Genomic DNA, 23,017 nt, shown 5'->3' with positions numbered 1-23,017 from the left:
CTCAGGCCGATTGCACGCGCCCGTCCAGCCAGTCTGCCAAATGGGCAGCCAGATCGTACGCATCTTCCCCGGCCCCATCGATCAGCGAGGACTTACGTCGGCGCAGAAACTGCATTCCCATCAGGTACATTCCCGGCCAATCAACCACGCCACCGTTGTGTCGGACCCGGCCCTTGCGGTCGAAGACAGGGACATGCAGCCAGGAATAGTCGGGGCGGTAGCCTGTCGCCCAGACGATCGAGCGGATCCCCTCGGCACGCAGTTTCATGGTTAGCGGCGGACGATTCGGTACGCGGGTTGCCTCGAACCGGTGCGGATCGGGCATCGTGCTGTCCAGTCCTGCTTCGGTGGCCCATTCATCAACGGTCGTGAGAAGCCGGTTCATCTTGAGATCGGCCAACGCACAGACGTTACTAAGCGAACCGGAGAACAGCGCTGAGCCGTCGCGCAGGCCTGCAAGCTTGCCAACCAGCCTGACCCCTTCATCCGTCAGCGCATTCAGATCCAACGTGTCGCGCGTGTCTGTGCCCGTCAATTGCAGCGAGGGCACGGTGCGCGCGCGTTCGAGATCCTCGACCTCGAAATAGGTCTCGTCCTGCAGCCCGCAGGCATCCATCCACCATAGAATATCACGGCCCCGATAGACCCGTGGCAGACGTACATGTTCGCCAGTTGAAAGGACCACGGGCCGCCCGGAACGGTGAATCTCGCGGGCAAGCTGTGTGCCGGTCGCCGATCCGCCGACCACCATGACACCCCCGTCCGGCAGGTCTGAAGGTCTGCGGTAAGTCTTGGTGTCGATCGACAGGATATCATTGGGAAGGTCACCTGCCAGCTTCGGAACAGCCGGAATGTTACAGGCGCCCGAAGCCAGGACAACGGCGCGACAGTGCCAGGCCCCGCGATCGGTCTCGACCCGAAAGCCGGGGTCTGCCTCCCGAACTGAGGTTACCGTCGTACCCGTCTCCACCGGGGCCGAGATTACAGTGGCATACTCGCCAATGAAGTCGATCACCTGAGCCATGTTCATGTAGCCGTCGGGATCGTCGCCGCCATATGCGTAACCGGGCAGCCGGCTGCACCAGTTCGGCGTCAGCAGACGAAGCGAATCCCAGCGTTCGGTTCGCCAAGAATTCGCCACCTCGCCACGTTCAAGAACAACGTGATCGATACCGCGCTCGGCGACGCATCGGCTCATGGCAAGCCCGGCGTGGCCGGCGCCGATCACGACGACTGTGGTCAGGCGATCAGACATCGAATGCTTCTAAGGCCCGGCCCGCTACTTCACAGTCACCGAGACATTCGTCGGATTCGTGATGATGTCGAAGACTGCCGAGCGCTTTTGCGATTGCGCCACCAGCGCCTTGATATCCTCACGGCTTGCGTCGGCATCGATTTGATAAATCACATTGATGCCGTCAAAGCCATTTCGGACATCGGAATCGATCCCGAGAATACCCTGCACATCCATGTCACCTTCAAGTGTCGCCTTCACCGAGCGCAGCTGGATTCCTCGGTGTTGCGCAACCGCGGCTATGCCTGCAGTCAGGCAACTGGCAAGTCCCACCAGCACGTACTCAACCGGTGTCGCTCCATGGTCCTCGGAGGCGAACAGCTCCGGATGATCCGAATTGAATGTAAACACCTTGCGGTGCCGCTGCTCTTCGCCGAGGCCGAAGAAGCTTTCGACGCTTGAGTGGCTGTGCGTGCCATTCTTCCATTCGCAGTCGGCGCGCCACTTGAACCTTGCGGCTTCCGGCGTGGCAGTCAGTGCTTCACGTGCTTCGAGAAGTGCGCCAACGTTGACGCCGTTGTCCACAGTTTGCTCAGTCGGTTCCATAGAGTTCCCCCGGCATTTGAAACATCCACAGTTAATAACACAAAAAACAATCTTTTGCGCGCCTTGACATTTGGATTCCTGAAGTGCGCTCGCCGACGCCACGACATGGCCCAGCAGAGCCGCAAATCTCCGGACAGCGAAATGCCTGAAGTCTGATGGGAAATGCTATGAATCGAGCATTGCAATTTACGCAACTTTTTTCTTGAATGACCGCTTCGAGCTCAGAGCAGCCGTTCGCTGCGTTCTGTCTTAATGACCGTTTTGCGGACTTTGCAGCCATCCGCATTCTTAATTCAAAGGACCGCAGTCAGCCCAAACCGGACATTCGATACTGGAATTCGCAATTCCCGAGATGCGGGAAGAGGTGGCCATTTCCTTTTTGTACAATTGAATGCGACAAGCCAATGCGAGTTTGTTTCGGGAATCAAACTTGCGGTAAAACAAATGCGTAGAGGCGTGACTTTTTTTCATCATCGGTCAAGATGTAGAGAACGCCACCACTTTCATCCAAAGCTATCCCCTCAGGGTTCTTCACTCCCTTTACTTCATCCTTTTTGGAGTAAACTAAGTCGATAGTTTTGACCGTTTGAACTTCAGGATCAAAAACAAAAATTCGGCGCCCTTCATCGCTGAGTATCCATAAAGACTTAGTCTGGCCGGACCAGGCGATCCCGCTGATGTCTAGTTCGTCATCGTCGGCACGAGATGAAACGAAACCAGCCTGAGCCGTTAGTGGAACTGCTTCGACAATCTCATCAATCTCTGGCGAAATGATGAGCAGCAGTCTTGGTTGACCCTCAATGACTACGAATACTTGCCCAGAGTCTTGATCTACAGTGATCCCTTCTGGCCCCTTGTTCAAAGGGTTCTCAGCAAGCATTTCAGCAACTTTGCCGTAGCCCCTGAGTGAAGAAATTGGAGTAGAATTGATTTTGATTGGTTCTGTAGGTTGGACCGTTACGATAGATCGGTCAGTTTCTTGTAACAGCAATACAGACCCATCCTTTCTTCCCGCGACACCTTCCAAGTCTGCGCCCAGATATTCTGGAAGTTTGAACGAACTCTTTAGCCCTCCATTTACTCCTAGAAGGTGCAGCTTCGATGCTTCATCGCTTACTGCCCACAAGAATCCATGAACACTTGAAAGCGACAATCCGGATGGCTCAGAAAAGCCCGCTGATTTATCTGCAACTTTGTAAGACTCAATAAGTTCCAACATATCAGTCTGCGCTCTCACTGGGCTCGTTAACGCCAAAGCGTTGGCGACCACAGCAAGGCTTACGCAAATTACCTTCGCAACTCTTCGTTTGTGCCGATCATTTGGCTGGTTCATTCGAGTAAAACCTGCGTTCTTTTGGACTTAGTTCATACTCGATCAAAAATCGATGTTGTCCAACCTAACACAGTATTTGGCGGAAGTTTGATGTTTCATCCCGCAAGGCTTTACCGGAACCAAATTCATAAGGTTGAATTAGTCTATGGGAGTGCGGCTTCATCGCGAGGTTTGGAACGATTGCGTCAAGTTACTCACTTCGCAGCGACTATTCGACGGTACAGCGGGAGGGAAAGACTTTTGAGTAAGCTGTTTTCGATAGTATCGGTCCTTTTGGCGGTGCTTTTGCCTAGTGTTAGCTATTCCCAGATTGATCCTGCTTCCTTGCTTGCGGGAACGTCCGAGTCAGAGATAGTGATTGAGCGAGGCTGGACTCAGTTCCGCGGTAAGCAGGAACTCTACTTCTTCACGCTAGACGTCATTGTAACTATCATTTTGACCGCATTGATTGTCTATCATCCCGTACGACGTAAAGCGCGCCGAAGTGTCAGCGATCTGGTTATGCCCAGACTGTTCTTCCTTTACGCGCTAATTGGAATGGCTGTGGGATTCCTGGTGGTCCAGCATGGGTCAATGATTGGTTTCGTTATTTTTGGCATCGGCGCGTTGCTCAGGTTCCGCTCCAATCTGGATGATCCGGTCGATACAGTCGAAATGATAATCGTAACGGTTCTTGGTCTTGCCGTCGGTTTGGGCTTACCGCTGATGGCCACGCTGGTGGCGATTGTGTGTTGGAGCTTCATTTGGCTCGGAGGGCGAAACAAGGGCGTGGAAGTTTCGCTCAAAGCTTCAGATGAAGAACACTCATTGAAAGTCAGCGGTGACATTGAAGCGATGGCCGCAGACGCTGGCTGGAAGCTGGTCAGAAAACACCACGTCCCCGGAAAGTCTCGCGTCTCATTGCTTTTCATCACCTCGGGAGGACTTTCAGAAGCCCGGATAGAAGAGATGGTAAACGATCTGGTCCCAGAAAAAGTCGAACTGAAACTCAACCTCTAGTCATTTCACAAGGTCTAATCGTTTCAAAACAGCATTCGGAGATCTGATCACTTTCGGGAGCGACTTGAAGTTTACCGACCTTTCGAAATCAGGCCCTCGATATACTGCTATCCCAAACTCTCCGTTCGGCTGGAACTTAACATGAGTGAAGCTGTGAGGCGATCTGGCGCTATCGCCAATAAGCCGACGCGGACCACCTCCCAAACAAGCTTGAGAGACGTAGGCCACACCGTCTTTCCAACCGGGATAGAAGGCATGATGGTGGCCTGACAGGTGCAGAACGACACCGCTTTCCAGGTAGATTTTCTCAAGTGTTGAGTCACCGATGATTTCGCGTTCGCGCTGGATCGCGAAGGGCCAAAGCGGAAGATGACTGAAAGTCACAATCGGGTCTCCATTTGCACCCAGTTCCACAAGTCGGTCCTGTTGATCACCGGATAGCGGCCCTAAGGTCGTAGCATCCAAAGATGCAAACGTTACGCCCTGCATCTCAAACGCGTAGAAGAACGGGTAGTCATCCGAAACCAGGAAGTCGACGTCTGGTTTTCTTGGTTCCCATTCTTCTGCGTATATTTTTCTTTCGCGCTCGAACCCTCGGTAAGCGGAGGCGTCATGGTTTCCAGGCGTGACCGCAAACGGAATTCCGGCAGCCGCTAAAGGATCTGATACCGCCTCATGAAACGCCTTCCACATTTCCCTGACCTGTTTGTCGGACAAGTTGGGAATGCGCTGTCCCGCAACCATATCTCCGGTCGAAATAACCAAATCGGGATCAATCTCGACTATCCGCTCAATCGCCTTGTCGACGCGGGCATCGTATTTTACCGAACCATAGCTTCCATTCAGATCCGATATGACGATGACATCCAATGCCGCCGCTTTGCAGGCGAGCAGAGCGGTCCAAATGAACACCGCAATAAGAGCAGAACACCTACGGTTCATAACAGTCCACAGCCTCTACCTCGGTGCCGTTTCTCAAAAAGAATACGACAGGATCCAAGTCGAACATCAAATCGCCATTTGAACAATTGCTCTGGAGGATGGACGTTGCCAGCGCAGTATTTTTGACAACTTGTGCAATCTGACTGTCTGATAACCCAAAGCTTTGCGATAGCCAGTCATAGACCGAGCCTTGGGTTTGAAGGTCACTATTCAATGTAACCAAGCGCCGGTACGTGCTTGGAGAGAAGTGGCGAATTTTCTCCAGCATTTGAGTAGATTTCGCGAAGTTGGCATACTCGACACGCCCGCCGGCATCGTTGTCGTTTAGATTGCTGCGACGGATCAATAACGCGTCGGCGGGAACGTCTCCATCGTTTGGCTCATGGTGCTTGGCTTTCTTCTGCTTCAGTTTTCCGTCTTCGACCCAATACCAATAGGGTGTGAAGTCTATGTTTCCTACGCGGTCCTGCTGGCTAAAGATGAAATCGAGGAGAACAATCTCGGTAAGTTCTTGCATCCAAAATGCCATCTGTTGGTCGCTGACATCGGGGCCGAGATCCTTGTTGATCATCCGGTCTCTTCGACCTTCCCTGACGCCCTCTATAATGGCCTCTGGCAAGGGTTTTGAAGAACGCAAAGCCAAGAAAGCAGGAGTTTCCTGAAAATCGCGGTTCTGACCTTTCCCCCAACCAGATTTACGGGTGCCGTTGATTTCCGAGCCGTATCGATGCCCAGGGCTATCAAGCAGCACACCGTATATTTGCGTTCGATCTGCGGTGAACAGATCGTCGGTTGGCTGGTATGAGTTCGGGTCAGCATCCGCAGCTGCGAAGACCCGCCAGCCTTCGTGGTTCATGCGCCCGCCATGAGAGCCACCAGAAATCGCAAGGCCAGGCTCGGCGACCTCGGAAAAATGCGCCTGGGCGTCCATGCTACGCCAAACGGCGACTGGAACTTTTACAGTCGCGTCGAAATATCTGGACAAATGATAGTAAAGCAGTGAAGACGTGGAAAAAGTTCCACTGGTGCCTTTTTGGTTCATGGTTGACTTGAATTTAGCCACCCTGTCCTTGGCCAGATCTTTTGCCGCCTTCCCCTCCTTGCAAGCGTTTCTCTCGAATTCAGAACGGTTCCCTACGTAAGGTCCTTCCGAAATATCGTAGACGGCCATTCCTGGGCTGGTGCTCCAGGTTTTTGGGCAAATGGCAATTTCGGAGGCATAGAAATCGATCTCGCAATAGGCAGTTTCTTCCTCAAGATCGCTGTTCTTGTACACGCCCGTTGGAACTTTTTCGATACGAATACAGCGTTCAGTAACGCCGTTGGGACTATCAAATGTCGTGGCTTCACCGAGAACATCGTCGCTCGCCCACAAGGCAGTGGGTGCAATGAGAGCAAGTGACCCCAGAAGATTGAACTTCATTTGGATAGTCCTCCTGGATTCATTTAGGGCAAATCGCGGCCTGTTGTTCGGTGGAGATTTTCAACTTTGGGTCGACGCTGAAGTTGGAGAATTTTGAGTCAATCCACTGGTCGCATCCGCCTGAACATGGGGCCCCGTTTCGGGCATCATTCCAATATTCCTTGGCCCTTTCTTCCGTCCAACCGCAGAACTGAACGAGCGCCATTGCCGACAATGCACCTGAGGAATGAACGCCCCACATACAGTGCACCAGGACAGGGCCTTTTCCGGGGTTTTCAATCACCTCGTGTATGGACGCCATGACAGCACCGGGTCGGGAGGATCTGGCGCTTTGATAGTCAAAGGATCCGTTTCCGCAACTGGTGCGACCGTATTCAGTGTTTTTACCAAAGTCGGCGTAGAACCCGGTTGAAAACCCTTCACCGCACAGAGTTTCGCGTTGACCTTCACTTAGGCCCGTTCGCTCCTTGTCGCCGCCTTTGAAACCAGAGCGATACAATACTCCGCTTAAGACGGGGCGAAAAAAAGCGACGCCATCGATGCCTCCGTCACCACCCTTTGAGAGCATTTGACTGTTGCTTGGGCCGCCGTTTCGACTGGTCACGTCAGAATTGGCAGCGGTTGCGAAAACACCAATGAATATGAGGGACATCAAAAACCGCATGCCAGCTCCTTCCTATTCTTGAGCACTTGATGGTTACACTCTTCCGACCTGATAAACTCTCGAAAGGGCTGGTTCACGATAACCATTTCAAGTGGGCGGTTAACTTAACGTTATGAAACTTTAAATGGGCCACACCAGGTTGATGATAACGATGACCACGAAGTAGGCTAGAACAACTTTCCAGTTCCATTGGTGTTTGTTTTCTTCATTGATCACGCCAGCCGATATCAAAGCCAGATTTGTCATAACTAGAGCGGCGATGATGACCGCCGCATGTGCCAGGTCAAAGTGCAAGTGCGAGCTCCTTCTTTCAGATTGGAGATTGATGAAAATGTGTTAGCAATCACCTGATGGCAGCATAGCTACATCTGAGTACCTTCCCTCGGATGTCGTGATCCGAGCACAGGCACCGGTATCTTTGTTAAACCAGTACGAGGTCAGCCCTTCGCTTCGGATGAGTTCAAACCCGAGACTTTGAATACCCATTTCAGCTTGGCCCGCTCTTGCCCCTTCAAATGAAGAAAGATCGCTAGAGCTGCCCACAGTTGGTGCACTTGCATCTACCGAACCGCTACTCTCATCGCATGCTGCAAGCGCAGAAATGCACATCATGCCGATCACAAATAGTACTTTGGATTTCATCTGTTTTTCCTAGCTTTATGGGGGATACGTTTCGGGGATTCTAGTCGATCACCTATTCAATTCCGAAAATTACGTTGTAGTTGACGGAAGAGTTGCTGCGATTGATAACCTCCACAACATGATCACCAGATTGCCAAAGCTGTCCTCGATACTCTTTGTCCGCCGACATCAATCCCAACAGTTCAGTACCATCGGGGTTACGTATAACGTAGTCTAAGGAGCCATTTCGCGGAGCAACGCGGACGTAAAGAAACTGTTCGTTTTTGGCACCCAGAACGTATTGCTGCGACGCTCCGGGCGCGAGTTCACCGACTAGTTCTGCGCCAGTGGAACCAGAATCAAATTTGACACGTTGGCTTCCAGTAGACCCGGCTGCGCCTGCCATGGCTCCTCCTCCATCATCCATCGCTTCGACAACCGACATCTCGCCGATGCTTCCATCCTTGTAAGCGATGCAGCGCCAAAGCGTTCCGCCTGCGTCACGTAGCATGACGAGCGTACCAGCTTCCGAGAACTGCGAGCTTTCAATCTTACCTGATTGACCGTCTGGTCCTCCCACCTGCCGCAAATGGTCAATACACGCATCGTCGGCTTCTGATATTGCAAAAGCAGCTGTACCCGCGATTGCGAAGACGGGTGTGAGGAGTTTGAGTATCTTGAGCTTCATCAGTTGGCCCCTGTTGAATGATCGTTATAGTTTCGTTTGGCCCAAGGTTGTGGCGGGCATATTTCTAACTTCAGATTTGCCTTTCTCGGTTGCTTAGCTTCCAAATGAAGATCTACGTGTCCCGAATTTCTAATCCCTCGACAAAGACCCGTCTGGTAAAACGAAGTTCACCGGCTCAAGTTCGTTTAGGCAGGGTGCAGAAACCTCGTTTGAAACGTCGGCAAGAAACTTGACCATAAGTGAAGCCGCGCAACGGTTGAATTCACCAAGTTGGACATGCGTGCCAGACGGAAAAACAAACTGTTGCGCGTTCGGTAGCGACTCCGCGATCTTGTTTGCGAGGAACGCTGGTGTTCTCGCATCTAGCTGACCTGTCAGTATCAGCGTTGGAACGTCGGTTCTGAGCGGCTCATCGGTTTCCCTTGGAAGCTCTGGAAGCGCCAAAACCTCACACGCAGTCTTATACTGTTCAACTACCAACCCTGAAAACAACGAAGCATATTCACTCGTGTCAGGTGTTGTCTTGACTTTATCGGTTGAGTTGACCGGATCTTCAGAGCAGACGACTGAGAAATGCATCAGTGAAGCAAGACTCCCGGCCGGTGCGTCTCTAGCTTCTAGCGCTGCCTGCCCGATGATTGGGCCGAGCCCTTCAGACAAACCCGCTCGGCCTTCGGAAAGTACGAGTGTCAATAGGGCCGGCAAGCTGCCAACAGAGATCTGACCACTTTGCCGCTCAAACACAAACTCAACGAAACTTTGTTTCGAGATGCTGAAGGTCAAAGTCTCTGTTTCGTCTTTCGGGTTCACATAGGTTGTTGGGATCGGTCCTTCTTGAAAGAGGTCAATACCCTCTTGAACCAGAGAAAGCAGATCAAACTCTGCCGCGCATTTTGGTTCGGCCGAACACTGGGATGCGAGTTGCCCAATCGAGAAATCTACGCCAACAGCCCGGTTCTCTGCCCAGTTTTGGGTCGTGGGCGTCTCTGCACCATCAAGAATGAGAGCTTCAATATTGTTGCCAAACATACGAGCGTAGTGTTGCGCCAGAAGAGTTCCATAAGACGCACCGTAGACGGCGATTTTTTCGTATCCGAAGGCTTCGCGAGCAGCGTCTAAATCCTGTGCCATTTGCAAGCTATTGAATTTGGTCAAATCAATACCGTCAGCTTCAGCATCAGATTTGCAAGTTTGAATAGCGTCACGAAGCCAATTGGTTGTATCTGATTTGGTTTTGTCTTCCACAACAGCACGCCACGGCAGACGATGGAAGGGTGTGCAATCCAAAGAAGGTACACTGTTTTTGGAACCGCGCTCTTCTAGGATAAAGATATCCCGGGTCGCGACCAACGAGCCGAGCATTGGGTCTGAAAAGACGGCGTAAATCCCTTCAGTCAAAAGCGAGGATCCGGGTCCGCCTGACAGCATAAACACTGGCGGATCTGCCGCTTCCCTTTTTTGGGAGACACGGACGAAAGGTAGGCCAATTAAGTCATCGTTAGGGTAAGAGCGGTCCTGTGGAACATAAAACGTGCCGCAAGACAAATCCGACGCAATTTCTGCTTCATCTGGGACGGGTACAACGCAGGGACCAGGAACAATCTCAAACGCACTTTGCGCGAATGCTGATCCGCTCAAAGCAATCATCGTCAACATGCCCACTGTGCACATCAAACGCAGCTTGCCGACAGTGGATAGAGCAAATTGGTAACAAACAGTAGGTTTCAGAGTCCTGCTGCTCATCAGGTCATGGTCCGTACGGCCATACTAAATTCAGCAGGAAGACAACAACGGCCATCGCGACAACTACTTTCCAGTTAAACTTGCGACGTTCCTCTTCTTTAATGATCCCTGTCATTTGAAGTACAAAGAGTGTTGCCACTAGTAGTAGTACGGTGACGACTGCATGTGCCAAGTCAAAGTGCATTCAAAAAGTTCCTTTCTTTTAGAAATCAATCCCTTCTTTGAACTAGGATCAGGGGATTTCACTTCGCTTCTTTTAACTTTGACAGAAACTCATCGCATGCCTGTGCGCTACCGACGATCTCGCCCGTCGCATCAATTCCTTGCAGTGACGCCATCTCGGAATTAACGCGATTGAGGATCTGATCCGCTTGTTCAGCGGTGATCAGGTTTTCGGCCTGTGCTCCTTTCAATGTGGAACAGACACCGGCGGACAAGCCAGTCGCTACGCCAACACCCATCGCGGCACCGCCACCCAGGGTCATCGCCCCAACCACGCCGAGAACGAGTCCGATCACGATTCCCATGATTTCCTCCCTGTTGGTGAGAACGAGCTCAGCCTTCACTACTGCCGCGAACCGCGTGCCCATCTGCAAATCAAAACCAGCGCCAAAAGGTTGAGAACCGGTGCAAGCGCCGCGAACCACGGTTTGGCCGACTCTGAAACCCACTCCGCTACGAGTATCCAGGGTAATCCCAATGGCAAAAGGAACATCCCGGACAACGGGTCTCTTTCTTGTCCCAACCAGCCAAATGTACCCGTCAAGAACAGAAACAAAGCCAGCAGGTAAAAGATCGCAAATACGATGGTGGTTATTCTACAAACCAAGTCGAGTTTCCGAAGAGCAAGCCAGTGTTGCGCGGCCGTGTTCAGCCACGCACCAAATTGATCACAATGCGCCTTCGTCGCCCAGGAACTCGATACCAGCTGTCGCGCCATCACTGTAAGCAATACAATTCCAAGGGGCACGATCCTCGCCAACGCCGACGGTTACTTGTGTTCCCGCCTCGCTAAACGCAGACGACAGCACCACGACTTGCGAATTGTTTGTCGTATTGGCGACATCACGCAGACACGCCTGCTGGGCAGGAGTCAGTTCCGATGACGCAGTCGAGCCGCCAGTATCTTCACATGCTGCAACAGTCAAAGTCACAAACAATACAGCAGTGGGCATCAATATTCTCTTCATTGTTCTTCCTCTGTGATCTCCGCCTAGTACTAAGTCAAAGACTCAGGACAAAATCAACACTTTGACTATGTGACTATCTGGGTGACTTTTGCCCCATAAAGCTTTGCAAAGTCTGCTTTCTGCGCATAGCCGCCGTCGATTGATCGCGCAGCATCGGTCACTATGGGCTCGGTGCGGTCTTTCGCTACGATCTGTCTGAGGGACCGCTATGCGGACAAAGCGGACTTTTGTGATTTGACAAGGCATATACGCTCAACGCCTATCTCCAACACTGGCGTCGGGGTATTTGACAGCGCGCTAAACTTAATTTGAGCTCATGTTTCCCAAGGAGGCTTTGCGCCAATCTCTGCGACGAGAAAGTCCATGAACACCCGCACTTTGGGGGACAGTACGTTGGACTTGGGATAGATCAGCCACAAGACATTGTCCTCTGCGGCTTCAAAGTTTGGAAGAACCCGTATCAAACGGCCTGATTTCAGTTGGTCATGCACGCTCCATAGAGCGTTCAAGGAAATACCGGCCCCGGCCAATGTGGCGCGGACCTGGCTTTGACCGTCGTCAATTATCAATTGACCTTTCGCCGATGCGGGGTCGAAAACCGCGTTCTCACCTTCCAGTCCTGTCAACAGGCGCGGTTGGCGGTTTTGGAAAGCAATCAAGTGGTGGTTGTTTAGATCATCAGGAGTTTTGGGCGTGCCGTGCGTGTAGAGGTAGCTTGGTGCGGCGCAAAGAATACGCTGGTCATCGGCCAGTTTGCGACCCTTGAGGCTAGTGTCGACAAGTGGCGCGTTCCTGAGTGCCAGATCATAACTTCCCTCGATCAAGTCGAACTGCACATCCGACAGACGCAGATCGATTGTGAGGTCGGGGTGCTGTTCAAGGAACTTGGGCAGAATTGGCGCGATATAGAGTTGTGCAAAACTGCTAGGCGCGGCGAAGCGCAACGTTCCTTTGATGGTTGTTCTTTGCTTGCCTAAAGCAGCAAGTGCGGCCTCTTCCTGCGCGATGATCTCTCGGGCGAAGGGCAGGAAGTCAGCACCTTCGACCGACAGTGACACTTTGCGCGTTGTGCGGTGGAGCAATTCGGAACCCAAGTTTTGCTCCAACTTGGCGAGTTTTGCGCTGGACACGGCCGGTGCCATGCCTAATGCGCGCCCCGCCGCGCTTATGTTCAGTATTTCTGCTGCCCTGACAAACAATCGCAGCGCATCTGTATCAAGTCCCATTATATAGCAAACCCGAATTATCATTCCACCGATGGGCAGTTTATATGAAAATAGATTGACGCTAAATCCCTGTAATCGATGCAACACAGCATAGACAGGAGGCGCACATGACGAGGACAGCCACAGTCAACTACCACGTCCATAAGCCCTATCGGCAAGCCTTTGAGTTAGATGCAGGCGGGATTGCAGGTAACCTGGTTTCCCCCGAATTGGGCACAACAAGCGTTACGTTGGTCGATAATCGCGCGACGACCAATACAGTTAAATTTGCGTCTGATTCTGTTGAATTCGTAGCGCTTATAACGCAGGTTCAGCACTTTACAGGAGCCGCCTGGAAACCGATATACGATGCCGAGTTGACGGCGATGCTTTCTGACAGGCTGGGCGCGCGCGAGGTTTTGGTTTTCGACCATACGGTTCGGAAAGACGACCCGAGTGCGACGCGCAAACCCGCACGTAACGTTCACAGTGACTACAGCAAGGACGGAGCGGAACAGCGGCTTGCTGACCTGCTGGGTGCCGAGGTCGCGGCGGAATGGGCGCAAGGCCACTATGCTTTTGTTAACGTGTGGCGCCCCATAGAGCATCCGATCAACTCCGCTCCGCTTGGCTTTGTGCGCCCTTCATCGGTTGACCCGTCCGACTGGATTCTGCTGGACCTGATCTATCCCGACCGCAAGGGACAAATCATGGGGTTGGTGGAAAACCCAAAGCATAGCTGGGTCTATCAATCCAAGATGACACCAGATGAGGTCGCGATCTTCAACATCTATGACAACCAAGGCCTACCATCGGTCGCGCATAGCGCGCTCGACATGGTCGAAGATCCACGCATCTCCACCATCCGCAAAAGCATCGAAAGCCGCACACTGGTGCGCTATTAAAAGGACCCTGAGATGTTGGATAAAATGCAGCCTACTGAGTTTGCCCGGATCAACGTGGCCTATAACCGGGTGTTCCGTCGCGGGCGGTTGAGCATTGGCCTCGTGCTGCCGCTCGAAGCATACGCAGTCGGCGCCGAGCCGAATATGCGGGGACATCTAGAAGCGGCTCAGAGGGCAGAGGAACTTGGGTTTGCGGCCCTTTGGCTGCGCGACGTGCCGTTTAATGTTCCAAGCTTTGGTGATCCCGGGCAAGTTTTCGATCCATTTGTCTATCTGGGGGCATTGGCAATGGCGACGGATCGAATTGCGCTGGGAACGTCGAGTGTAATCCTGCCATTGCGTCACCCCGCGCATGTGGCCAAGGCGGCGGCGACGACCGATGTGCTCTCGGGGGGGAGGTTACTTTTGGGCGTTGCTTCAGGTGACCGACCCGAGGAATACCCGGCGATGAACCACAGCTTTGACGACCGAGGGGCACGGTTCCGCGACAGCATTGACTACATACGGGCGGCTGGGTCGGATTATCCTACTCATCAAAACGCCCAGGGCACTTTGTCTGGCGGAATTGACTTATTGCCAAAGCCGCATGGTACTCGACTGCCGATGCTTATTACCGGCGGTAGCCAGCAATCCCCCGATTGGGTGGCGCAGAACGGCGACGGTTGGATGACATATCCGCGGAATGCGGCGGCTCAGGGCCAAGTCATCGCAGATTACCGACGACGCGTTAGGGAAGCGGGCCAACTGGATAAACCTGTCGTGCAATCGCTCTATGTCGATGTTGTTGCCGACCCTGACGAGCCTCCGCGCCCGATCCACCTTGGGTTTCAGTCTGGCACAAATTTCCTGCGCAGCTATCTGCGCGAGATTGAAACGCTCGGGATCAACCACGTCGCGCTGAACCTCAGGTTCAATCAAGCACCTATCGACGCAACCCTTGAACACTTGGCAGACACTGTGCTGCCTGACTTTTCTTAAAGGATCAGACCGATGACCAAGACCATTCTCATAACAGGTTCGACCGACGGCATTGGTTTGCTGACGGCCAAGAAGTTGGCCGCTCACGGGCACAACGTGCTGTTGCATGGCCGCAGCATTTCCAAACTGGAGAGCGCAGCTGCCGAAGTCGGTGAAAATGTCGAAACCTATGCCGCTGATCTGAGCGACCTGTCCGCGGTGCGTGAACTGGCCGAGAACGTGCGGGCCAGACATGACAGGTTGGATGTTTTGATCAACAACGCGGGGGTGCTGAAAGCCCCGCAAACCGTACTTGAGAACGGGCAGGATATCCGCTTTGTCGTCAACACTCTTGCACCGTATCTGCTGACCGATTTGCTGCAGCCGAATATTCCGGCAAACGGGCGTGTCGTGAACCTCTCATCTGCCGCACAAGCCCCGGTGAACATCAGGGCCATGCAAGGTAATGTGCCACTGGCGGATATGGAGGCCTACGCCCAAAGCAAGTTGGCGATCACCATCTGGACCCGGGAATGGGCCAAATCCCAAGCTGATGCGCCTGTGGTGGTCGCGGTAAATCCCGGATCACTTTTGGCCTCGAAAATGGTGCAAGAAGGCTTTGGCGTTGCCGGGAATGACATGAACATCGGCGCGGATATCCTGATCGAGGCCGCCCTGGGCGCGCGGTTTGCTGACGCATCAGGGACCTATTTCGACAATGACAGCGGCGCTTTCGCAAACCCGCATGCCGCAGCACTGGACATAGATCACGTTGCTGACGTCATGAGCGCTATCAAAGAATTGATTAAACAGACCAACTGACCCTCTCGGCGCTAAAACGCCAAGCACTTCCATCTTTAACACCCCTCTACCCTCACGCATGCCGCGTCGAGGCCCAAGAAAGGACTGCCTGATGAAATACGAAAACTTTCAAACCTTTGACGTAGCCGTTGAGAGCGGTATCGCTACAGTGACATTCGACTTTGGCTCTGTGAATGTGCAAGGCCAGGAAATGCTGGCCGACCTGAACAGTCTGGCCATGCGGCTAGAGCGGGACCGCGACACCAAGGTCGTGATCTTTCAATCGGCCAATCCGGAAATCTGGGTCTGCCACTACGATACCGAACTACTTAAGGATATGTCGACTGAGGCCGTGTCCCGCGAGGATGCGCAACTTTTGGACCTGCAATCGGTCTGCGAGAGGATCAGCAAGGTACCACAGGCAACTATCGCAAAGCTGGAAGGGTTTGCGCGCGGCGGCGGACATGAATTGGCATTAGCACTCGACATGCGCTTTGCCGCGCGGGGCAGGTACAAGTTCATGCAGATGGAAGTCGGAATGGGCATTCTTCCCTGCGGCGGCGGTGCCTCACGTATGGCGCGTCAAACCGGCCTTGGAAAAGCGCTTGAGATCATTCTGAGCGCTCAAGACTTTGACGCAGATGATGCAGAGCGCTTGGGCACCATCAATAAAGCTTTGGAGCCGGATGAAATTGGTCCGTACGTAGCCGCGCTGGCCGAGCGGATAGCACAGTTTCCAGCAGAGTCGATCAATGCCTGCAAACAGATGGTCTACGAATCGATAGACAAACCAATTGATGAAGCGCTGAAAGCCGAAGCCTATTGGCTTTATCAGGCCACCAGCAAAACCCCGGCCGTCAAACGGTTCGCCATCGCGGATGAACAAGGTTTGGAGCACGACATCGAAAACCAGCGTAAATGGGGCGATCTGGTGATGCAGGTACAGGACATCAACTGACCTACCCCCAACACAAGTATCTAGTCAGGTGTGCGTTGTTTCGACGTGCCTCTGGCGTGGCGTTACAAAAGGAATACACCAATGAAAGCAATGGTTCTAAATTCATATGGACCCGAAGCACCGTTCGAGCTCGCAGAAATGCCTGATCCGGTGGCGACACCTGGACATGTGGTGGTCAAAATGGCCGCAGTCAGCGTTAATACCGTCGACACTATGATCCGAAGCATGGGTGCGGACCTGCCGCTGTCCCCCAAATTGCCCGCTTTGCTTGGCATGGATTTTGCAGGCACGGTTATCGCAATTGGTGAAGGCGTGACTAACTTTACCATAGGCGATGAGGTGTATGGCTGCGCTGGAGGTTTGATGGATTTGCCTGGCTCTCTCGCGGAATACATTAACGCGGATTCCCGTCTGATCGCACACAAACCCAAGACGCTTAGCATGCGGGAAGCTGCAGCGCTGCCTCTCGTCGGTATCACCGCCTATGAAGGGTTGACACGCGCAGATGTGAGCGAAGGGCAAACCGTGCTCGTCCAGGGCGGCGCTGGTGGTGTGGGTCATGTTGCGGTTCAAATCGCACGCCACCTTGGTGCAACAGTGTGGGCGACAGGTCGCGGCGCAGATCAGATGTCACTGATCGAGGGTCTCGGCGCGCGCCCTCTGGATTTCACAACGCAGAGTGTCGAGGACTATGTTGCGGAGCATACCGGTGGCGTCGGCTTCGACGTGGTGTTCGACAGCGTAGGTGGGTCGAACATGACGAACTCTTTCGAAGCAGCCAAGCTTAATGGCCATGTGGCCTCAACGGTCGCGATGGTCGAGATTGATTTGACGCCTGTGCATTTCAAAGGTCTATCTCTGCATGTTGTCTTCATGCTGATCCCGATGATGCACGATGTCGGGCGGCAAACACATAGCGACATCCTGAGGATACTGGCAGATCTGGCGGATGATGGCGCGCTCAAACCGATTGTTGACGAACATAAGTTTGGGTGGGCCGACGTCGGTGCAGCTTACGCGCATCTGACGAATGGATCTGCGGTCGGAAAAGTCGTTGTGGAATTGTGATCTGATCCGGTTGGACTTAGGGCGCGCATAATTACTTGGCACACCAAATCAGTTTTCGCTGCAGTTGACGTCGCCTATCATTGCATAGCTGGCTTTGGTGCAAATTGCAGAACAGGTTGCTTTTGGCTGGGAGCAGATGTTCGGCAGAATTCGTTGAACGTCTGCTACGCGGAGCAGAGTAATCGTTTAGGCGTAGGCGTGATAGCGGCTTGGATCGTCTGCTCTCAGTGCTTGGTTGAGTTCGTTTTGGCGTTATAACGCTCAACTCAGCATTCTTTCCGAAACGTCCTCAAGAAGGGTATGAAGATCGAACTCTTCGCCTTTCTCCGCAAGCCCTTTGTCATGCAGAATGAAAGACAGCCCGTGCACGAAACTCCACAACAAAAAACCACGGCGGCGAACTTCGCCTGTGATTCCCGGTTCACCGAGACACTTTGCTACCTCAGTCAAAAGAATCCCGAAGCTTTGCTGGCCGCCTTCCTCCAGCCGGAGGTCCGCGATACGGTCTGTGAAGCCGCCAAATTTCAGTCTGAAGATCCCGGGCTCATTTAACGCGAAGGCAATATACTCCATTCCTATGGCAGTAATGCGCTCGGGAGTTCCTTCAGGAACACCTTCCAGCGCAGCCAGCATTTTGTCTCGGTGCCGATCCATTCCTTCAAGGACAGTGGCAACCAGCATTTCTGTCTTGTCTTTGAAGTGCTTGTAAGGTGCCGCGGTTGATACGCCCGCGCGTCTGCACGCCTCGGATACAGAAAAACTCTCCGGACCTTTTTCTTCAACCAACTGTCGGGTTGCTTCGATCAGTGCAGCGCGGAGATCGCCGTGATGATAGGCTTTCTTGCTAACGGACAGACCAGCCGCTTGTCTGTTTGTCGGATGATTTTTTTCGGTGCTGCTCATGATCCAACATGTGCCAGATCACGTATCTCTTGTCAAAGTGAGAACTTCTAACATATGTTAGAAACGCTAACTTGATGAGGTCCCCAAATGCCGAATCCTGCAAATTCATCTACTGAAGCGACCAAACCGAGCCTACTTGCACGTGTGTTGCGCAGCACTGTGCGCCTGGGAGTAACCGTCAGTATTATGGCCGTTGCAGCGGCCGCCGTTTACTTTGGCGCATCCGAGCTCACCCGTAGAGCGGACGCTGTACCCGCACCAGATGCCGCTGCTGTGACACCGGTGTCCGTGACACCGATCACGTCCGAGAGCGCATACACAGTCGACCGTGTATTCATCGGGCAGGTCGAACCTCAGCGTTCGGCAGATATCTCTTTCGAACTGAACGGGACGCTGGATCAAATTCTGGTGGATGAGGGCGACGAGGTTGCCAAGGGTCAACTTCTTGCGACACTGGACATCGCACTGCTGGAGGTCGAACGCGACCGTCTGACAGCATCACGTGACGCCATTGCAGCCCAACTTTCATTTGCAAAGAAAACAGTCGAGCGAAACGCGAAACTCATTGAAGAAGGCTTTACCAGTCAAGCCCGTTTGGACGAGGCCGTTTCTCAGCAGGATGAATTGCTATCCAGGATTGGCGAGTTAGATGCCGCCTTGAGTGATGTGACCGTTCGGATCGAGAAATCCAGTATCGAGGCTCCGTTTGCCGGTCAAATAACCGCGCGACACGTGGATGGCGGTGAAACTCTGCGCTCGGGCGAGTTGGTTTTGGGTATGGTCGAGGTCGTGTCGCCGCAGGTTCGGATCGGTATCCCTCTCGATGTTGATCCGGCGCTGTTGACTGACGTTGAAATCGAAATTGCAGGTCAAAGCTATCAGGCTGAGCTTGCAACTTTGCGGCCCGATATTGACCCGGTGACCCGAACCCGCACCGCGCTGTTCGGTTTGAAGTACGCGCCGGACGTTGTTTTCGGACAAACCGCACGTGTGCATGTACTCGAACCCGTCCCAAGTGCGGGGACCTGGGTGCCTACAACATCTCTGAAGGAAGGAACTCGCGGGCAATGGACACTGCTCGTTGCCGATGCGCAAAAGACTGTGCGCCTGGCGACTGTCGAAGTGCTACATGCCGAAGATGACCGCGTCTTTGTGCGTGGCGCGTTTCCGAAAGGCACCGTCTTGATTGATCAGGGGCCGCAGCGAGTCAGCGTTGGTCAGCGCGTTGTCTTCAACACTGGCGAGTAACGGAGCGATTTGATGGAAACTCTTACCTTTCGCCATCCCCGACTGGTCGCCCTGATCATTTTAGTGCTTGTATCTGCAGGTCTGTCTTCGTTCCTATCACTTGGGCGGCAGGAAGATCCTACGATCACCAACCTCTTCGCAACTGTAACGACACAGTTCCCGGGTGCAGATCCAGAACGGGTTGAAGCGCTGGTGACTGCAGAAATCGAAGAAGAGCTGCGGAAAATCGCCGAGGTGGATGAGATCAGTTCTGTATCCCGTTCGGGCGTGTCGGTTGTTTCGGTAGAGTTGCTGGAAACGCTAGATGAAGCCACCATTGAGCAGGTTTGGGCCGAGGCTAGGGACGCCGTTGAAGATGCGCGCCAGATTTTTCCCACAGGAGTATTGCCACCGGAATTCGATGCCGAGGGCATTTCTGCCTATTCTGCGGTCATTGCAGTTGCGGCCGAGGATCCAGACTTTCCGTTAACTTTGCTGTCACGTCATGCCGAAGCACTGGGCGACAGATTGCGTGCGATACCTGCCACACGAGCAGTGGACTATTTCGGTCAGCCGGAAGAAGAGGTGCTCGTAAGTGTGGATATGGACAAGGCCGCTGCGCTTGGGCTTGGCGCTGCCGAGATTTCCCGGCGGATCACCGAAGCAGACGGAAAGGTTCAGTCTGGGCGGTTGCAATCTGATGTCGACCTGACCATCGGCGTCAGCGGAGAAATTGAGAGTTTGGATCGCATTCGGAGCATCGTCCTGCGTGAAAACGCAGGCGGTGCCGTGGTGAAGCTCGGAGATATTGCCAGCGTAGATCGTGGCGCACGCGAACCGCAGTCCTCAATCGCGTTCGCCAACGGAAAGCCCTCAGTTTTGGTCGGGATTCTGGCGCAGGACGGCGTACAGATCGACCGTTGGACAGGCTTCCTTCGGGATGAGCTTGATGCCGGCGCCGCGTCGGTTCCTTTGGGCATGCAGGAAATACTGCTATTTGATCAAAGCCAGTACACGACGGATCGTTTGTCAGAGGTTGGGGTCAACATGGCCATTGGCGTGGCTCTGGTCGTGGCAGTTTTGTTTGTTACGTTAGGGGTTCGGGCAGCCGCGATTGTGGCTTTGGTTTTGCCGGTTGTCTCCTTGGCGACCCTGGCGACGATGAACATGATTGGATTGCCAATTCATCAGATGTCTGTGACCGGACTGATTGTTGCCCTCGGACTGCTCGTTGACGCAGCCATCGTGATGACCGATGAAATCCGACGTCGTCTGCAGGATGGGATGGAGCGACTTGCAGCCGTGCGAGATGCTGTTCGCAGGTTGGCCGCGCCATTGCTGGCATCGACCGTGACAACGGCGCTTGCCTTCACGCCGATGATCTTGCTGCCAGGACCCGCAGGCGATTTTGTCGGCGCCATCGCCATCGCCCTGGTTCTTATGCTTGTCTGGTCCCTAGTTGTGGCCTTGACTGTGACTCCGGCGATTGCAGGCTGGCTACTGTCCGATCGCCCAGACGCAGGAATGCTGAGCCGCGGTATCAGCATCCCGCCACTTGCCCGTGTGTTCGAGGCCTCAATTCGATTGTCAGTCGCCAATCCGGTGCGATCTATCGCGTTGGCATTGATCTTGCCGGTGCTTGGCTTTGCCGCCTTTCCAACGCTGACCGCGCAATTCTTCCCGGGCGTCGACCGCAACCAATTCTATATCGAAGTCGACATGCCGGGTGGAGCGTCAATTGCCACCACCGAAGCAACCACCCGCCAGATCGATGAAATGCTGCTGGCTGACGACGGCGTCAAAAGCGTCTACTGGACCGTCGGAGAGTCCGGCCCGGCATTCTACTACAATATCGTTGGAAACCGCTCACGCGAGCCTGGGTTTGCACAAGCTATGATCACGACCGACACGGCCGACGACGCCGCCCGCCTTGTTGGAACGTTGCAGAGTCGTCTGGATACCGACTTTCCCGACGCGCAGATCATCGTTCGCAGTCTTGTTCAGGGCCCTCCGGTCGCCGCACCGGTTGAAGTCAAAATTCAGGGACAGGATATCACGGTTTTGCGTGATCTGGGCGACGAGGTGCGTTCAGTCATGGCCAATCTCGATCTGGTGACCCAGGCGCGCGCCAGCGTGAACGGCGGCAACCCTCAAATCCGGTTCGAGATTGATGAGGTCAAAGCGCGTCTGCTGGGACTGGACGTGGCCGATATAGCTGTTCAGCTGGACACGGCGCTTGTTGGCATCACCGGTGGATCACTGATCGAAGGGACTGAACAGTTGCCGGTGCGTGTTCGTCTCGGCGACGAGGTGCGATCAGACCTAAGCGCCATTGTCAGTATGCCGATCTTGCTGCCCAATGCTGCCTCCATATCCGCGATCGGAGTTTTCCCCGCTGTACCTTTGTCGGAACTAGCCAGACCGGTGGTCGAACCTGCGGAAAGCGTTATAACCCGAACGGATGGCGCGCGCGAAAACACCATACAGGCGTTTATCGTACCTGGTGTTTTACCCGAAGAGGCTTTGCAGGACATACTAGAAGCGCTTGATGCGTCCGGGTTTGCGTTGCCGCTAGGCTATTCGATGTCCTTAGGCGGCGACAGTGATGCCCGATCCAACACCGTGGGCAATCTGCTTGCCTCTGTTGGTTTGATTGTCACACTCTCCATCGCGACCATCGTTCTGACCTTTAACTCGTTCCGGCTGACGCTCGTGACCTTGGTCGTGTGCGTTTTGTCTGCAGGCCTTTCAATGCTGTCGCTGGCCGTCATGCAATTCCCGTTCGGAATTACGGCGATCATCGGAGTCATCGGCTCGATCGGGGTTTCGATCAACGCGGCGATCATAATTCTGACCGGGTTGCAACAAGACGTTGACGCAAGCCAAGGTGACCGAGCGGCCATGGCGCGCGTCGTGACTGGTTCAAGTCGGCACATCATCTCGACAACGATCACAACCTTTGGCGGCTTCCTACCCCTGATCATAGCTGGGGGAGCATTTTGGCCACCATTCGCCGTTGCAATCGCCGGGGGTGTACTGTTGTCGACTGTCGTATCGTTTTATTTCACCCCACCCGTGTTCGCGTTGGTGTATCGTGGAAAGTTCGACAAACGGCTTGACGCAAAAAACCAGCATTCCCAGCCTCAAGAAGCTAGTGTTGCGCTTGTAGCAGAGTGAGGATCGAGACTACTTCTCCTTGCGAGTTGTTATGTTTCAAAGCCTTCGTTGTTCGAAGCAAGGTTCAATTTCTGCTATGGGTCGCACGCTGAACTTTGCAAAGTCTGATTTCTGCGCATAGCCGCCGTCGGTTGATCGCGCAGCATCCGTCACTATGGGCTCAAAGCTGACTTTCGCAGCTTAGTGCATCAATGACCGCTTTGGCGCCATGCATGCTGCGGACACTCCAACCTTGAACGGTAGACTTTGCTTAACCTGCGCATCTGGGCGCGTTCCTGAGCCGTCTGGTGTGGTCCATGAGTTTGTCGTTGCTTTTGTCATTGTGCCGCACCCTGTTTTGCACGTTGCCGAAAATGCCTGGCCACATTCTTTG

General features: G+C 53.6%; 22 protein-coding genes. 8 read left to right on the top strand and 14 right to left on the bottom strand.

Features of this window, described 5'->3' with window-relative positions; genetic code table 11:
* Position 1 precedes the first annotated feature (1 nt).
* From ACR0DB_RS08980 to ACR0DB_RS08970, 3 genes are all read right to left on the bottom strand, one after another.
* A complete protein-coding gene (locus ACR0DB_RS08980) occupies positions 2 to 1,255 on the bottom strand; it encodes an NAD(P)-binding domain-containing protein (protein WP_480550264.1) in 1,254 nt (417 codons plus the stop codon).
* Positions 1,256 to 1,279: 24 nt separating this feature from the next.
* Positions 1,280 to 1,840 carry an OsmC family protein gene (locus ACR0DB_RS08975; RefSeq protein ID WP_480550262.1) on the bottom strand — a complete coding sequence of 187 codons (561 nt, stop codon included), beginning with the start codon at positions 1,838 to 1,840 and terminating at the stop codon, positions 1,280 to 1,282.
* 424 nt (positions 1,841 to 2,264) lie between these two features.
* Positions 2,265 to 3,059, bottom strand: a complete 795-nt coding sequence (locus tag ACR0DB_RS08970) for an SdiA-regulated domain-containing protein (RefSeq protein WP_480550260.1) — start codon at positions 3,057 to 3,059, stop codon at positions 2,265 to 2,267.
* A gap of 354 nt (positions 3,060 to 3,413) precedes the next feature.
* On the opposite strand from ACR0DB_RS08970, the gene ACR0DB_RS08965 reads away from it, so the two are divergent.
* The gene (locus ACR0DB_RS08965; protein WP_480550258.1) at positions 3,414 to 4,172 is read left to right on the top strand and encodes a hypothetical protein; all 759 of its coding nucleotides are present in this window, start codon (positions 3,414 to 3,416) and stop codon (positions 4,170 to 4,172) included.
* Here ACR0DB_RS08965 and ACR0DB_RS08960 read toward each other — a convergent pair whose 3' ends face one another.
* The 10 genes from ACR0DB_RS08960 to ACR0DB_RS08915 form a co-directional block, all read right to left on the bottom strand.
* On the bottom strand, positions 4,173 to 5,042 hold the full coding sequence (locus tag ACR0DB_RS08960) for a metallophosphoesterase family protein (RefSeq protein WP_480550256.1): 870 nt from the start codon (positions 5,040 to 5,042) through the stop codon (positions 4,173 to 4,175).
* A 61-nt stretch (positions 5,043 to 5,103) separates the two neighbouring features.
* Positions 5,104 to 6,537 carry a hypothetical protein gene (locus ACR0DB_RS08955; protein WP_480550254.1) on the bottom strand — a complete coding sequence of 478 codons (1,434 nt, stop codon included), beginning with the start codon at positions 6,535 to 6,537 and terminating at the stop codon, positions 5,104 to 5,106.
* Positions 6,538 to 6,556: 19 nt separating this feature from the next.
* Positions 6,557 to 7,201: a protein-tyrosine phosphatase family protein gene (locus ACR0DB_RS08950; protein ID WP_171129927.1), complete on the bottom strand. Its 645-nt coding sequence runs from the start codon at positions 7,199 to 7,201 to the stop codon at positions 6,557 to 6,559.
* 120 nt (positions 7,202 to 7,321) lie between these two features.
* On the bottom strand, positions 7,322 to 7,495 hold the full coding sequence (locus ACR0DB_RS08945; RefSeq protein WP_171210277.1) for a hypothetical protein: 174 nt from the start codon (positions 7,493 to 7,495) through the stop codon (positions 7,322 to 7,324).
* A gap of 42 nt (positions 7,496 to 7,537) precedes the next feature.
* The gene (locus ACR0DB_RS08940) at positions 7,538 to 7,843 is read right to left on the bottom strand and encodes a hypothetical protein (RefSeq protein ID WP_480550252.1); all 306 of its coding nucleotides are present in this window, start codon (positions 7,841 to 7,843) and stop codon (positions 7,538 to 7,540) included.
* A gap of 52 nt (positions 7,844 to 7,895) precedes the next feature.
* Positions 7,896 to 8,510 carry a hypothetical protein gene (locus tag ACR0DB_RS08935; RefSeq protein ID WP_480550250.1) on the bottom strand — a complete coding sequence of 205 codons (615 nt, stop codon included), beginning with the start codon at positions 8,508 to 8,510 and terminating at the stop codon, positions 7,896 to 7,898.
* A 129-nt stretch (positions 8,511 to 8,639) separates the two neighbouring features.
* Positions 8,640 to 10,253 (bottom strand): alpha/beta fold hydrolase, encoded by a 1,614-nt coding sequence (locus ACR0DB_RS08930; protein WP_480550248.1) that lies wholly within the window; start codon positions 10,251 to 10,253, stop codon positions 8,640 to 8,642.
* A 242-nt stretch (positions 10,254 to 10,495) separates the two neighbouring features.
* A complete protein-coding gene (locus ACR0DB_RS08925; RefSeq protein WP_480550246.1) occupies positions 10,496 to 10,924 on the bottom strand; it encodes a hypothetical protein in 429 nt (142 codons plus the stop codon).
* Between the two features lie 219 nt (positions 10,925 to 11,143).
* A complete protein-coding gene (locus ACR0DB_RS08920; RefSeq protein ID WP_254430677.1) occupies positions 11,144 to 11,428 on the bottom strand; it encodes a hypothetical protein in 285 nt (94 codons plus the stop codon).
* 329 nt (positions 11,429 to 11,757) lie between these two features.
* Positions 11,758 to 12,669, bottom strand: coding sequence for a LysR family transcriptional regulator (locus ACR0DB_RS08915; RefSeq protein ID WP_170789599.1), 912 nt, complete (start codon positions 12,667 to 12,669; stop codon positions 11,758 to 11,760).
* 107 nt (positions 12,670 to 12,776) lie between these two features.
* Here ACR0DB_RS08915 and ACR0DB_RS08910 point away from each other — a divergent pair, with 107 nt between their 5' ends.
* From ACR0DB_RS08910 to ACR0DB_RS08890, 5 genes are all read left to right on the top strand, one after another.
* Positions 12,777 to 13,553, top strand: a complete 777-nt coding sequence (locus tag ACR0DB_RS08910; RefSeq protein WP_480550244.1) for a CmcJ/NvfI family oxidoreductase — start codon at positions 12,777 to 12,779, stop codon at positions 13,551 to 13,553.
* 12 nt (positions 13,554 to 13,565) lie between these two features.
* Positions 13,566 to 14,531, top strand: a complete 966-nt coding sequence (locus ACR0DB_RS08905; RefSeq protein WP_480550242.1) for an LLM class oxidoreductase — start codon at positions 13,566 to 13,568, stop codon at positions 14,529 to 14,531.
* Positions 14,532 to 14,543: 12 nt separating this feature from the next.
* Positions 14,544 to 15,332, top strand: a complete 789-nt coding sequence (locus ACR0DB_RS08900; protein ID WP_480550240.1) for an SDR family NAD(P)-dependent oxidoreductase — start codon at positions 14,544 to 14,546, stop codon at positions 15,330 to 15,332.
* 91 nt (positions 15,333 to 15,423) lie between these two features.
* Positions 15,424 to 16,269, top strand: a complete 846-nt coding sequence (locus ACR0DB_RS08895; protein WP_480550238.1) for an enoyl-CoA hydratase/isomerase family protein — start codon at positions 15,424 to 15,426, stop codon at positions 16,267 to 16,269.
* 81 nt (positions 16,270 to 16,350) lie between these two features.
* Positions 16,351 to 17,337 carry a zinc-dependent alcohol dehydrogenase family protein gene (locus ACR0DB_RS08890; RefSeq protein ID WP_480550236.1) on the top strand — a complete coding sequence of 329 codons (987 nt, stop codon included), beginning with the start codon at positions 16,351 to 16,353 and terminating at the stop codon, positions 17,335 to 17,337.
* A gap of 261 nt (positions 17,338 to 17,598) precedes the next feature.
* Here ACR0DB_RS08890 and ACR0DB_RS08885 read toward each other — a convergent pair whose 3' ends face one another.
* Positions 17,599 to 18,240: a TetR/AcrR family transcriptional regulator gene (locus tag ACR0DB_RS08885; RefSeq protein WP_480550234.1), complete on the bottom strand. Its 642-nt coding sequence runs from the start codon at positions 18,238 to 18,240 to the stop codon at positions 17,599 to 17,601.
* A gap of 186 nt (positions 18,241 to 18,426) precedes the next feature.
* Between ACR0DB_RS08885 and ACR0DB_RS08880 the strand changes: the two genes are divergently transcribed.
* Together ACR0DB_RS08880 and ACR0DB_RS08875 are read left to right on the top strand one after the other, a co-directional pair.
* Complete coding sequence (locus ACR0DB_RS08880) at positions 18,427 to 19,488, top strand: efflux RND transporter periplasmic adaptor subunit (RefSeq protein WP_480550232.1); 1,062 nt, start codon at positions 18,427 to 18,429, stop codon at positions 19,486 to 19,488.
* A 12-nt stretch (positions 19,489 to 19,500) separates the two neighbouring features.
* Positions 19,501 to 22,644: an efflux RND transporter permease subunit gene (locus ACR0DB_RS08875; protein ID WP_480550230.1), complete on the top strand. Its 3,144-nt coding sequence runs from the start codon at positions 19,501 to 19,503 to the stop codon at positions 22,642 to 22,644.
* Positions 22,645 to 23,017 lie beyond the last annotated feature (373 nt).

The sequence above is a fragment of the Ruegeria sp. AB6 genome, from assembly GCF_056542685.1.
Note: the sequence above shows the minus strand (reverse complement) of the source record. Positions and strands in the feature narration are given on the sequence as shown.